The 12608-nt window shown below is 67.1% G+C and carries 13 protein-coding genes; 8 read left to right on the top strand and 5 right to left on the bottom strand.

Translation table 11 applies throughout. The features are described 5' to 3' along the window. Position 1: 1 nt before the first annotated feature. On the top strand, positions 2 to 931 hold the full coding sequence (locus tag ACFWCF_RS08325; RefSeq protein ID WP_378559551.1) for a DUF6542 domain-containing protein: 930 nt from the start codon (positions 2 to 4) through the stop codon (positions 929 to 931). 17 nt (positions 932 to 948) lie between these two features. On the opposite strand, the gene ACFWCF_RS08320 is transcribed toward ACFWCF_RS08325, so the two are convergent. Beyond that, positions 949 to 1947, bottom strand: coding sequence for a 4-hydroxy-3-methylbut-2-enyl diphosphate reductase (locus ACFWCF_RS08320; protein ID WP_378559548.1), 999 nt, complete (start codon positions 1945 to 1947; stop codon positions 949 to 951). A 78-nt stretch (positions 1948 to 2025) separates the two neighbouring features. On the opposite strand from ACFWCF_RS08320, the gene ACFWCF_RS08315 reads away from it, so the two are divergent. From ACFWCF_RS08315 to ACFWCF_RS08305, 3 genes are read left to right on the top strand one after another with little or no spacing between them, the layout of a single operon-like run. Continuing rightward, positions 2026 to 2832 (top strand): lipid droplet-associated protein, encoded by an 807-nt coding sequence (locus ACFWCF_RS08315; RefSeq protein WP_378559545.1) that lies wholly within the window; start codon positions 2026 to 2028, stop codon positions 2830 to 2832. Beyond that, complete coding sequence (gene xseA, locus ACFWCF_RS08310; protein ID WP_378559542.1) at positions 2829 to 4076, top strand: exodeoxyribonuclease VII large subunit; 1248 nt, start codon at positions 2829 to 2831, stop codon at positions 4074 to 4076. The genes ACFWCF_RS08315 and xseA overlap by 4 nt, the downstream gene beginning before the upstream one ends. 11 nt (positions 4077 to 4087) lie before the next feature. After that, complete coding sequence (locus tag ACFWCF_RS08305) at positions 4088 to 4321, top strand: exodeoxyribonuclease VII small subunit (protein ID WP_378559539.1); 234 nt, start codon at positions 4088 to 4090, stop codon at positions 4319 to 4321. Between the two features lie 15 nt (positions 4322 to 4336). On the opposite strand, the gene ACFWCF_RS08300 is transcribed toward ACFWCF_RS08305, so the two are convergent. Continuing rightward, positions 4337 to 4906: a DUF4245 domain-containing protein gene (locus ACFWCF_RS08300; protein WP_378559536.1), complete on the bottom strand. Its 570-nt coding sequence runs from the start codon at positions 4904 to 4906 to the stop codon at positions 4337 to 4339. A gap of 189 nt (positions 4907 to 5095) precedes the next feature. Between ACFWCF_RS08300 and glpX the strand changes: the two genes are divergently transcribed. Next, the gene (gene glpX, locus ACFWCF_RS08295) at positions 5096 to 6133 is read left to right on the top strand and encodes a class II fructose-bisphosphatase (RefSeq protein WP_378492836.1); all 1038 of its coding nucleotides are present in this window, start codon (positions 5096 to 5098) and stop codon (positions 6131 to 6133) included. 87 nt (positions 6134 to 6220) lie between these two features. Next, positions 6221 to 7639: a class II fumarate hydratase gene (locus tag ACFWCF_RS08290; protein WP_378559533.1), complete on the top strand. Its 1419-nt coding sequence runs from the start codon at positions 6221 to 6223 to the stop codon at positions 7637 to 7639. A gap of 54 nt (positions 7640 to 7693) precedes the next feature. Here the strand turns inward: ACFWCF_RS08290 and ACFWCF_RS08285 are convergent, their stop codons facing one another. Then, positions 7694 to 8311 (bottom strand): LGFP repeat-containing protein, encoded by a 618-nt coding sequence (locus ACFWCF_RS08285; RefSeq protein ID WP_378559530.1) that lies wholly within the window; start codon positions 8309 to 8311, stop codon positions 7694 to 7696. Between the two features lie 244 nt (positions 8312 to 8555). Here ACFWCF_RS08285 and ACFWCF_RS08280 point away from each other — a divergent pair, with 244 nt between their 5' ends. Both ACFWCF_RS08280 and ACFWCF_RS08275 read left to right on the top strand, forming a co-directional pair. Then, complete coding sequence (locus ACFWCF_RS08280; RefSeq protein ID WP_378559527.1) at positions 8556 to 8987, top strand: limonene-1,2-epoxide hydrolase family protein; 432 nt, start codon at positions 8556 to 8558, stop codon at positions 8985 to 8987. 52 nt (positions 8988 to 9039) lie between these two features. Beyond that, on the top strand, positions 9040 to 9450 hold the full coding sequence (locus ACFWCF_RS08275; RefSeq protein WP_378559524.1) for a carboxymuconolactone decarboxylase family protein: 411 nt from the start codon (positions 9040 to 9042) through the stop codon (positions 9448 to 9450). Between the two features lie 68 nt (positions 9451 to 9518). Here ACFWCF_RS08275 and ACFWCF_RS08270 read toward each other — a convergent pair whose 3' ends face one another. Continuing rightward, on the bottom strand, positions 9519 to 10838 hold the full coding sequence (locus ACFWCF_RS08270; RefSeq protein WP_378559521.1) for a PhoH family protein: 1320 nt from the start codon (positions 10836 to 10838) through the stop codon (positions 9519 to 9521). Between the two features lie 394 nt (positions 10839 to 11232). After that, entirely contained in the window at positions 11233 to 12528 is a 1296-nt protein-coding gene (gene glyA, locus ACFWCF_RS08265) for a serine hydroxymethyltransferase (protein ID WP_378559518.1), read from the bottom strand. Positions 12529 to 12608: the final 80 nt, after the last annotated feature.

Raw genomic sequence — 12608 nt, 5'->3', positions numbered from 1 at the left:
TGTGTCTGCATCCCAACGCGCTCGCTCGGCAGTGCCGCTCGACATGCGGTCGTTGGTCCCGTCGCTTCCCGGTGTCCCCTGGTGGGGTGCTCCGCTCATCGCCGTCGGAGTGACCGTCGTCGGGCTGCTGATCGATGCGGCCGGCGGAGACCAGCTGACCACCACATTCACTGTCTTCTATGTCCTCGGATGTATCGCGGCCGTGGCGGCGGTCCGCCATCGTGGATTGTTCACCGCGATGGCTCAACCACCGTTGCTGCTGTTGCTTGCGGTGCCGATCGGGCAGGAGTTCCTCTCGGCCGGAAGCACGAGCGGCCTCAAGGAATTGGCGTTGAACGTCGCATATCCACTGGTCAACCGATTCCCGGCGATGTTGCTGGCCACCGTTGCAGTGCTGGCGATCGGTGGTACCCGGATCTTCCTCGCGAAGCAGAACGCGGGTGTCCGGGCGCGTGCCCCACGGTCCCGTAGGGCCGCACCGCCGCGTGGTGCCACTTCCCGGTCCGCGCGCCGAGGTGCCGCGATGCGTCCTGCGCAGGACGAACCGAATCCGGCCGACGCGCCACGCAAGGCTACGACGCCGCGCGCCTCCGCGACGCGCAGGCCTATGCGCGCAGAGCAGAGCGAGCCCCCGATGACGAAGGCCTCGGTCCGCGACGTCACCACCTCGCGCGGCAGCTCGGCTGCGCCCCGTCGACGCAGCGCAGCGCCGCCCGCGAGCGACCCGGCAGCGCGCGCCGCACCTGCTCCGCGCCGCGGCGATGTCGATCCGAGGCGGGATGCGCCCCAGCGGCGACGCCCGCGACCCGAGGAAGGCGCTCTCCGCACGCCTCAACCCACCCCTCAGCCCGCACCGATGGCCGGTACGACGAGGCAGGCGCCGTCATATCGGCCACCGGCCGTGCGCTACCGGGATCGCGTCGAGGACTGAGGCCGGACGGGAGTCCGTCAGGGGCGCGGGTTCCGAAGCTCCCGCGGCAGCGCGAACACGAGGGTCTCGTTCGCGGTGGTCACCGACTGCACAGTGTGGAACCCGTGCTCGTCGAGCAAGTCGATCACGCCACGGACCAGGATTTCCGGAACGGAGGCACCCGAGGTGATACCGACCGTCTCGACGCCCTCGAGCCACGCGAGGTCGACCTCACGGGCGTAGTCCACCAGGTACGACGCCTTTGCGCCTGCACCGAGCGCGACCTCGACGAGCCGCACGGAGTTCGACGAGTTCCGCGAGCCGACCACGATCACCAGATCGCATTCCGGTGCCATCGCCTTCACCGCGACCTGACGGTTCTGGGTGGCGTAGCAGATGTCGTCGCTCGGCGGATCCTGCAGCTGCGGGAACTTCTCGCGCAGCCGCTCCACGGTGGCCATCGTCTCGTCGACGCTCAAGGTGGTCTGCGACAGCCAGATCACCTTCGACGGGTCGCGCACCGTCACGGCGTCGACCGAGTCGGGGCCGTCGACGAGCTGAACGTGGTCGGGCGCCTCGCCTGCCGTGCCTTCGACCTCCTCGTGGCCTTCGTGGCCGATGAGCAGGATGTCGTAGTCGTCGCGGGCGAACCGCTTCGCTTCCTGGTGCACCTTCGTCACCAGCGGGCAGGTTGCATCGATCGTGTGCAGGCTGCGGGACGCCGCGGCCTCGTGCACCGCCGGGGACACGCCGTGCGCGGAGAATACGAGGACCGATCCTTCGGGGACCTCGTCGGTCTCGTCGACGAATACGACGCCCTGCGCAGCAAGGGTCTCCACGACGTGGCGGTTGTGGACGATTTCTTTACGGACGTAGAGCGGAGCGCCGTGCTTCTCGAGACTCTTCTCGACGGTCTCCACTGCACGGTCGACCCCGGCGCAGTAACCTCTCGGCTCGGCGAGAAGGACGCGCTTCCCCGGCAACGACGTGCCGGGTGACCGTGTAATTCCTAGTTCGAGCGGGACAGGCGCAGACATACCTCCAGACTACGGGCCGAGAGGTCGCACCGACCCGCTCGGCTACCAAAGACAACGATCGTGAGGCAGGCTGAGACAATGATCCGTCCACCGTTCCTGGCACGAGTGGCCGCCGGCGTGGCCGTCACCGCGTACGAAGAGACCCTCCGACTTCCGAGTACTGCCGTTGCGCTCCCGATGACCACGGTGAGCCAGATCCTGCAGACGGCGATGCGAATGCAGCAGGTGATGACCGGCCTGGCGATCAAGGGCGATCAACTGTTCGAAGTGTTCGGATCGGAGATCTCCGAAAATCCCGAGTGGGCAGTGTTCGACGAAGACGAAGAGCCCGCCACCAGCAACGATTCACCGGCGAAGCCGGTCGATGCGCCTGCCCCGAACCCCGCATCGGCGCCCGGTCGTTTCGCGCTGTACTCGACGGCGCCGGGTGAGACGGCAGGCAACCTCGCCGCAGACCGTGCGGTGACGGAGCCGCCCGCCCCCACTGCCACGAACTCCGAGTCGCCCGCCCCTGCGGCGAAGGCCCCTGCTACGACCGGGACGACGAAGCCGCCCGCCAAGAAGACCCCCGCCCGGAAGGCCCCTGCGAGGAAACCAGCTCCCACGCAGACCTCCGCCACGAAGGCCACTGTGACGAAAACCTCACCGGCGAAGAAGCGGGCGGCGAAGAAGCCTGCATCGAAGGCCCCCACCCCTACGCAGCCGTCCGAGATCGCCGAGTACCTCGACTACGACTCCCTGACGCTCGCGCAACTGCGCGCCCGCCTCCGCACGCTGTCGGTCGAGGATCTCACCGCGTTGCTCACCTACGAGAACGCGAACGCCGAGCGGGCTCCCTTCGTCACGATGCTGTCCAACCGGATCTCCAGCGCCGAACGCAAGTGAGCACCGCTCAGGCCGAGGGCCGCACCAACTCGCCGGAGAACCCGTGGCCGGTACGCACCGTGTCACAGAAGATCTCCGGGTGGATCGACAAGCTCGGCACCGTATGGGTGGAAGGGCAGCTCACCCAGATCAACGCCCGGCCCGGCACCCGGACCGCATTCCTGACCTTGCGCGACCCGTCGGTCGACATGTCTTTGCAGCTCACCTGCGACCCGCAGCTACTCCGCGCGTCCGAGGTGCCGCTCAGCGAGGGCACCAGCGTCGTGGTGTTCGGCAGGATCACGTTCTGGCCCGGTCGCGGCAGCCTGGCGTTGCGGATCACCGAGATCCGGCCGGTCGGTATCGGTGAGCTGCTCGCCCGCCTCGAACGTCTGCGCAAACTCCTCGCCGCGGAAGGCCTGTTCGATCCGCGGCTCAAGCGCCCGCTGCCGTTCCTGCCGCAGCGCATCGGTCTGATCACCGGCCGGGCGAGCGCAGCCGAACGCGACGTGGTGTCGGTCGCGGAGCGGCGGTGGCCTGCCGTGCAGTTCGATATTCGCAACACCCCGGTCCAGGGCCCGACCGCGGTGCCACAGATCCTCGACGCGCTCGCCGCTCTCGACAAGGACCCCGACGTGGATGTCATCATCCTCGCGCGCGGCGGCGGCAGCCCCGAGGATCTCCTGCCGTTCTCCGACGAGGCCCTGTGCCGCGCAATCGTCGCGTGCACTACGCCCGTGGTCAGCGCGATCGGGCACGAACCCGACAGCCCACTGTCCGATTACGTCGCCGACCTGCGGGCCGCAACCCCCACCGACGCTGCGAAATGTGTGGTGCCCGACGCCGTCGCCGAGCAGGATCTCGTCGACGAGCTCCGGGCACGGGCAGCCGGCGCTCTGCGGAACTGGGTGCGGCGCGAAGAACACGTGATCTCCCAGCTGCGCGACCGACCGGTGCTGGCCGATCCGATCGCCGCACTCGACCGGAGAGCCGACGAGATCGAACGACTCCGGGTGGCCGCGCGCCGCGACATCTCTCGGTCGGTCTCGGCGGAGGCTACGACCGTCGAGCATCTGCGGGCACGCCTGTCCACACTCGGGCCTGCGGCAACGCTCGCTCGCGGCTACGCCGTGGTGCAGCGGATCATGGGGGACGACGATCCCGAGGTAGTGCGATCGGTCGGCGATGCCCCGCCGGGCACACAACTGCGGGTGCGGGTGGGTGACGGCGCCGTGCGGGCCGTCGTCATGGGACGAGAAAAGTAAAGGAACACGCTGTGAGCGACACGAACTCCGACATTGCCGAACTCGGCTACGAACGCGCGCGCGACGAGCTGGTGAACGTCGTCAAAATGCTCGAGCAAGGCGGTCTGGACCTGGACGATTCACTCGCGCTGTGGGAGCGCGGTGAAGCGCTCGCCACGCGGTGCGAGGAGCACCTCGCCGGTGCACGGCAGCGGGTCGAGAACGCACTCGCGCATGCGGACGACATCGACGACGAAGACGACTGAGCCGTCGCGAGCCCGTCAGGGCGTCAACGGCTCGGCAACTCCGACGGTGGCGGCGAGCTCGGAGAGTTCCTCGTCGGTGCCCGAACCGCCGACCAGGATGCGGACGTCACCGAAGTCCGATACCCACAGCGCTTCGACGCCTTCGCCGCCGTAGACCGTCCAATCCCGGGCGCCGATCTGCTGCGCGCCGGTGACGCGACGTGATTCGCCGGCCACGAACCGGACCAGTTCGTCCTCTCCGGCATCGGACTGGGTGAGGCGCACATAGCGCCCCCCGGCGGTGACGAACCCCACGGTGCTCGAATCGCCACCTTCGTTTCCGGAGATGATGCTGCGGCTCCCTGAATTGGACTGCCAGCCCTCTGGCACCTCGGGGTGCCGGATGGGGAAGCCCAGTTCCTTCGCGTCGTACTTCAGGCCCGCATCGAGGTCGAACGTCGGTACCGGCCCCGCGGTCGGACCGCCTGGGCTGAAGGAGCATTGGCTCGCGACTCCGGCAATGAACAGCATTGCGACAACCAGCGGAATCAGCGACCAGGCCATATCGCGGGTGTCGTTCAGGATGCGAGGTTTCTTGGGAGCCACACATCCAGTCTGACAGCCCGTGACGGTGGGCGGTTCGCCTGCCCTGGGTCCGACACGTCATCGAGGCCCAGGTGATGAGACAATGACCACGCGAAACACCCATCCGATCGTGCGGCCCCGATCCCGGCGGCCACATATGTGCCGACGCCACTCGAGCGTCGACCGACTTTCAGCAGGAGGCAGTAGCCCATGACGGCCAGCACCCCACAGCGCCGCGAAGCTCCCGACCGCAACCTCGCGCTCGAACTGGTGCGCGTCACCGAGGCCGCAGCGATGGCAGCAGGCCGCTGGGTCGGACGCGGCGACAAGGAGGGCGGCGACGGCGCCGCCGTCGACGCCATGCGTCACATGGTGAGCTCGGTGTCGATGCAGGGCGTCGTCGTGATCGGTGAGGGCGAGAAGGACGAAGCGCCCATGCTGTACAACGGCGAGGAAGTCGGCAATGGTGACGGCCCGCTGTGCGATGTCGCGGTGGACCCGATCGACGGCACCACCCTCATGTCGAAGGGCGCTCCCGGCGCAATCGCAGTGCTCGCTGTCGCCGAGCGCGGCGCGATGTTCGATCCGTCGGCCGTGTTCTACATGGAGAAGATCGCGGTGGGCCCCGAAGCCGCCGACGTCATCGACATCACTGCCCCGGTCGCGGAGAACATCCGGCGTGTGGCGAAGGCCAAGAGCATCGCGATCCCCGATCTCACGGTCACGATCCTCGATCGCGAGCGTCACGCAGGAATCATCAGCGAGGTGCGTGCGGCAGGTGCCCGCATCCGGTTGATCTCCGACGGCGACGTCGCCGGAGCCATCGCCGCAGCGCGGCCCGGCTCGGGTGTCGACATGCTGCTCGGGATCGGCGGTACCCCCGAGGGCATCATCGCTGCTGCGGCGATGCGGTGCATGGGTGGCGCTCTGCAGGGTCGGCTGGCCCCGAAGGACGACGCCGAGCGTCAGAAGGCCCTCGACGCCGGTCACGACCTCGACCGCGTGCTCACCACGAACGACCTGGTGACGGGCGAGAACATCTTCTTCTGCGCGACCGGTGTGACCGACGGTGAACTGCTACGTGGTGTCCGGTACACACCGGGTGGAGCGGAAACGCAGTCGATCGTCATGCGCAGCAAGTCCGGCACGGTCCGCATGGTCGAGGCATACCACCGGCTCAAGAAGCTCGGTGAGTTCTCGTCGATCGATTTCCAGGGTGTCGACGGCGCTGCGCCGCCGCTCCCCTGATCCTGCAGTACCGCTGTGGGGTGCCCCGGAACATGTTCTGCTCCGGGGCACCCCACAGTTCTCTGCGGCGGGCCTACCGTGGACGGTATGACCGACACTTCCGAGCAGTCTTCCCCTCAGTACCGCATCGAGCACGACACCATGGGCGAGGTCCGGGTCCCGGTCGATGCCCTCTGGCGCGCACAGACACAACGCGCTGTCGAGAATTTCCCGATCTCCGGCCGCGGCCTCGACCGCGCACAGATCCGCGCCCTCGGACTCCTCAAAGGCGCATGCGCGCAGGTCAACAAGGATCTCGGTCTCCTCGATCCTGAGAAGGCGGCCGCGATCATTGCTGCCGCTCGCGAGATCGCCGACGGCAAACACGACGACCAGTTTCCGATCGATGTGTTCCAAACCGGTTCGGGCACAAGCTCGAACATGAACACCAACGAGGTCATCGCGTCGATCGCCGCGCAGGCGGGCGTCACGGTCCATCCGAACGATCACGTCAACATGTCGCAGTCGTCGAACGACACATTCCCCACTTCGACGCATGTCGCTGCGACCGAAGCGGCGGTGGCCGATCTCGTTCCGGCGCTCCAGCAACTCCACGGTGCGCTGAGCGACAAGGCCTCCGAGTGGCGCACGGTCGTCAAATCGGGTCGCACGCACCTGATGGACGCCGTACCCGTCACTCTCGGTCAGGAATTCGGTGGGTACGCCCGCCAGATCGAGGCCGGAATCGAGCGGGTGCAGGCCACTTTGCCGCGCCTCGGAGAACTTCCCATCGGCGGGACCGCCGTCGGCACCGGGCTTAACGCACCCGACGACTTCGGGCCGCGGGTCGTCGCCGAACTCGTCAAGGCCACCGGTGTCGATGCGCTGAAGCCGGCGAAGGACCGGTTCGAGGCACAGGCGGCCCGGGACGGCCTCGTCGAGGTGTCAGGTGCGTTGCGCACGATCGCAGTGTCGCTGACCAAGATTGCCAACGATGTCCGCTGGATGGGGTCGGGTCCGTTGACCGGTCTCGCCGAGATCCAGCTTCCCGATCTGCAGCCCGGAAGTTCCATCATGCCAGGAAAGGTCAATCCTGTTCTTCCCGAGGCAGTTACACAGGTGGCCGCACAGGTCGTCGGAAATGATGCTGCGGTCGCGTGGGGCGGCGCGGCGGGCGCATTCGAACTCAACGTCTACATACCGATGATGGCGCGGAACGTGCTCGAATCGATCCGGCTGCTCGCCAACGTCTCTCGGCTGTTCGCCGACCGGTGCATCGTAGGGCTCGTCGCGAACGTCGAACATCTGCGCACCCTCGCCGAGTCGTCGCCGTCGATCGTGACGCCCCTGAACTCCGCGATCGGCTACGAAGAGGCAGCCGCGGTGGCCAAAGAGGCGTTGAAGGAGCGCAAGACCATTCGGCAGACGGTCGTCGATCGCGGGCTCATCGGCGAGAATCTCAGCGAGGACGAACTCGACCGTCGCCTCGACGTACTCGCGATGGCGAGGGTCGAACCCGAGCAGTGACGGAGAGTCCGGGGATGGACTGTCCCGGCCCCGCACCCGGGGCCGGGAACTGCGTCAGTTCATCATCACCTCGGTCTGTCCGTCGATGTAGGTGATGTAGCCGTTCTCGAAATTGCTCTGCATACCCCCGTCGGTGGGTTGCTCATCGCTGACGGGGAAACCGAGTTCGCCGCCTGCGCCGCCTTCTGCCTCCCACGCAACTCGGATCTCGCCCCACACGATGTGGGCGTCGGTGTCGGGACTCCACGCGATGATGCCCCCGTCGAACTCGGCGATATTGCCGTCGCCGACGTCCTCCTGGTTTCCGGTGGCCATGCCGAGCGGGCTCGATTCACCGCCGACCTCGTTGTACTTGGCGAGGATCTGACCGCTCAGTTCGACCGATTCACCGTCCGGGCCGGGAACTGCACTGGTCTGATCCTCCGCCGGCTCGGTGCCTTCTTCCCCTTCGGCGCCTGTGGTCTCCTCAGCACCTGTCGTCTCCTCAGCGCCGGTGGTCTCGTCAGAGCCCTGTACCTCGGACACGACGCTTTCGGCTGCGGACTCGACGGCGCTCGTGGCGCTACCGACAACGTCTTCAGCACTGGTGTCGTCGCCGCATGCCGAGGCGACCAGGCCGACGGCGGCGAGCGCAGCAACTGTGGCTGCCATTCGACGGTTGATTCGATTCATGGACCTTCTCCTGTCTGATCCCCCGCGCCGGTGGCCCTGCACGGGATAGGACAAGCGGACGACCCGAACGTAACCACCCTCAACCGGTGTTCGTAGCCGTTCGATCTGGATAAGTCCACTTTCTTCGGTAGGCACCGACTCGTCGACCTCTACGCAACTCGATTCGATTTCGAGAAGATCGTTCTCGTCGATACCTCGACATCGACGCCGTACCATGCCCACAGTCGACAAAAAGGGGAAGCACGTGAATGCCATCGCGGCGACGACCACACCCGATACTGCCATCACAGTGGTCCGGGAGTTCCTCGAAGCTTTGGCCGAAAGCCGGCCCCGCGACACGAAGCCCCTCATGGACGACGACATGTCGTGGCACAACACCTCGCTTCCCACCTTGCGTGGCGCCCGCAGGATCAGCTCGGTGCTGGCGGGCCTCGAGAAGCCGTGGATCGGTTTCGACGTCGTGGTGCACCACATTGCTGCCGAAAGCGCCGACGTCGTCCTCACCGAACGCACTGATGTACTCCGCATCGGGCGCGTCGAGATCTCCTTCCCGGTGTGCGGCACGTTCGAACTGCGCGACGGACGCATCCTGGCGTGGCGCGACCACTTCGATGTCCTCGGATTCCTGGGCGCTGTTGCGGCCGGTCTCGTTCGGGCGGTGTTCCGGCGGCCGTAGACTCTCTGCGGCCACCGAACAGTTCGGTGGCGATCGAACAGGGAGCAGTGAGATGTCCGACGCCGAGCACAGTCCGGGATTCACGGCGGGACTCGAGATCCGGCGCGAAGTCATGGGAGACGACTTCGTCGACCGCGCATTCGCCCGCGCGCGCGACACCGACTCGGAAGAACTGCAGGAGTTCGTTACCGAGCATGCCTGGGGTGCAGTGTGGTCTCGCCCCGGACTCGATCGTCGTAGTCGCAGCCTGCTCAATCTCGGCATGCTCATCGCGCTGCGCGCCGAGAACGAGTTGCGCGGCCACGTGCGAGGTGCCTTGCGGAACGGCCTGACCCGCACCGAGATCGTCGAATCCGTGATCCACTGCAGTGCATACTGCGGCGCCCCCGCAGCACTCGCTGCGATGCGCGTCGTGCAGGAAGTCCTCGAGGCCGAACTCGGCGCCCTCCCCGACTCCGAATAACCCACGGCCACATGGCCGATGTCACCTTCAGCTATCTCCGCGTACTGAAGGTGACATCGGCCGATGACTCAGGAGCCCGGCGCGAACTCCTCGAGCATCTCGGTCACGAGCGCCGCTATCGGCGACCGCTCACTGCGGGTCAAGGTGATGTGCGCGAACAGCGGGTGGCCCTTGAGCTTCTCGATCACCGCCGCCACCCCGTCGTACCGCCCGACACGAAGGTTGTCTCGTTGCGCGACATCGTGCGTGAGCACCACCCGCGACCCGGCACCGAGCCGCGACAGCACCGTCAGCAGCACATTGCGTTCGAGGGATTGCGCCTCGTCGACGATCACGAACGAGTCGTGCAGGGATCGTCCGCGAATGTGGGTGAGCGGCAACACTTCCAGCATCCCGCGGGCCATGACCTCCTCCATCACCTGTGGGCTCGCAAGCCCTTCGAGGGTGTCGAACACGGCCTGCCCCCACGGATTCATCTTCTCGGCTTCGGTCCCCGGGAGATAGCCGAGTTCCTGACCGCCGACGGCGTAGAGGGGCCGGAACACCACAACCTTGCGATGGGAGCGCTTCTCGAGCACCGCCTCCAGGCCGGCCGTGAGGGCCAGCGCCGACTTGCCGGTTCCGGCCTTACCTCCCAGCGACACGATGCCGACGGATTCGTCGAGGAGCAGATCCAGCGCGACCCGCTGCTCGGCGGAGCGGCCGTGCAGACCGAATGCCTCGCGGTCTCCGCGCACCAACTGCACCTGCTTGTCGGCGGTGACGCGACCGAGCGCGCTCGACGATCCCCCCAGCAGCCGGATACCGGTATGACACGGCAGGTCCCGGGCGGCCTCGAGGTCGACGACGCCCCCGGCGAACAACTCGTCGATGAGCGCCTTGTCGACCTCGAGTTCGGTCATGCCGCTCCAGCCCGACGTGACCACATCCTGCGCGTGGTATTCGTCCGCGGTCAGGCCGACGGCACCGGCCTTGACCCGCAGCGGCGTGTCCTTGCTGACGAGGACGACGTCGCGACCCTCCGCTGCGAGATTCATCGCGCACGCGAGGATCCGCGAGTCGTTCGAGTCGGTTCGGAAGCCGGAGGGCAGGACCATCGGATCGGTGTGGTTGAGTTCCACGTGCAGCATCCCACCGGCGTCGCCGACCGGGATCGGGCGGTCGAGCCGACCGTGTCGCTGCCGCAGGTCGTCGAGCAACCGCAGTGACTCCCGCGCGAACCATCCGAGTTCGTGGTGGTGGCGCTTGCCTTCGAGTTCGCCGATCACCACCAGGGGAAGCACGACTTCGTGTTCGGCGAATCTCGTGACCGCCCACGGGTCGGAGAGCAATACGGAAGTGTCCAGCACGTAGGTGCGTACAGCTGGGACGGAGCGTGTTGCGTTCACGTGAGGCTCCTCGACCTGCGCGACACAGCGCAGATTGTTCGGTGGCCGGTCGTTCCCTGGCGGTCCTCACGGACACGAGGGCCGGGTGCCGGCCCCTCGCTCGGACTGTTCTTCCGCACGATCAGGGACCTCCCGTGTAGCCGGCACTGCACCGTCTACACCATCGACGCTAACCCCGACGCGCTCTGTGCGCTTGCTAGCGATGAGGCGTGTCGGTGAAGTTCGGATGAACGCAGCTGTTCCGCCTGCATGACATCACGGCAGCGCCGCCGCCGACAGTCGCCGACACTCACGGCCCCAACGAGATACGACGTGAGCCCGGTCCGCACCGAATTCGGTGCGGACCGGGCTCACGAGAAAGACGGATCGAGACCGGCAACCCGGCCTGCGAAACTCAGATCAGGGGCCAGTCCTCCAGGCCCTCGTACAGCGGGATGTCCTGCGCCAGCTTGCTCACGCGGGAACGCAACGCATCGAGGTCGGCGCCACCGATGAGGGTCTGCGCGATGATGTCAGCGACCTCGGTGAACTGCTCGTCGCCGAAACCGCGGGTTGCGAGCGCCGGGGTGCCGATGCGCAGGCCCGAGGTGGTCATCGGCGGGCGCGGATCGAACGGCACCGCATTGCGGTTGACGGTGATACCGACCTCGTGCAGCGCGTCCTCGCCCTGCTGTCCGTCGAGCTGCGAGTGACGCAGGTCGACGAGAGCCAGGTGGACGTCGGTGCCGCCGGTCAGGACGGAGATGCCCTTGTCGGCCACATCGGCCTGCGACAGCCGCTCGGCGAGAATGCGAGCGCCCGACAGCGTGCGCTGCTGGCGGTCCTTGAACTCCTCGCCCGCGGCGATCTTCAGCGCGACGGCCTTCGCGGCGATCGCATGCATGAGCGGGCCGCCCTGCTGGCCGGGGAACACCGCGGAGTTGAGCTTCTTGGCCCACTCCTTCTTGGCGAGGATCAGGCCGGAGCGGGGCCCACCGAGGGTCTTGTGCACGGTCGTGGACACGACGTCGGCGTACGGAACGGGCGACGGGTGCAGACCCGCAGCGACCAGGCCGGCGAAGTGCGCCATGTCGACCCACAGGTAGGCCCCGACCTCGTCGGCGATCGCCCGGAAGGCCGCAAAATCCTGCTGCCGCGGGTACGCCGACCAGCCGGCGACGATGACCTTCGGCTTCTCACGAAGCGCGATGTCGCGGACCTCGTCCATGTCGATGCGGTGATCGTCCTTGCTGACACCGTAGGACGCGACGTCGTACAACTTGCCGGAGAAGTTGAGCTTCATGCCGTGCGTGAGGTGGCCGCCATGCGCGAGGTCGAGACCGAGGAGCTTCTCCCCCGGCGTCATGAGCGCCATCAGCACCGCCGCGTTGGCCTGCGCGCCCGAGTGCGGCTGCACGTTGGCGAACTCGGCGCCGAACAGTTCCTTCGCGCGGTTGCGGGCGAGGTCCTCGACGACGTCGACGTGCTCGCAGCCGCCGTAGTAGCGGCGACCGGGGTAGCCCTCTGCGTACTTGTTGGTCAGCACACTGCCCTGAGCCTGCAGCACCGCGCGCGGCACGAAGTTCTCCGACGCGATCATCTCGAGGGTGTCGCGCTGACGAGCCAACTCGCCGGCCATCGCCTGCGCGACCTCCGGGTCGAGATCGGCGAGCGAAGCGGTGTTGACGTCAGTGCCGGGCACAGTTGTCACGAGGATTCTCCAAGCTGAGGGCGGCAGGATACGACCTCCAGTCTACGAACCGCACCCCGCTCCGAGGAACCCGGTCCCCG

The organism is Rhodococcus sp. NPDC060090, from assembly GCF_042729855.1.
In the GTDB taxonomy this organism is placed as follows: domain Bacteria; phylum Actinomycetota; class Actinomycetes; order Mycobacteriales; family Mycobacteriaceae; genus Rhodococcus.
The sequence above is the reverse complement of the archived record's forward strand: the minus strand, read 5'-3'. Positions and strand labels throughout refer to the sequence as shown.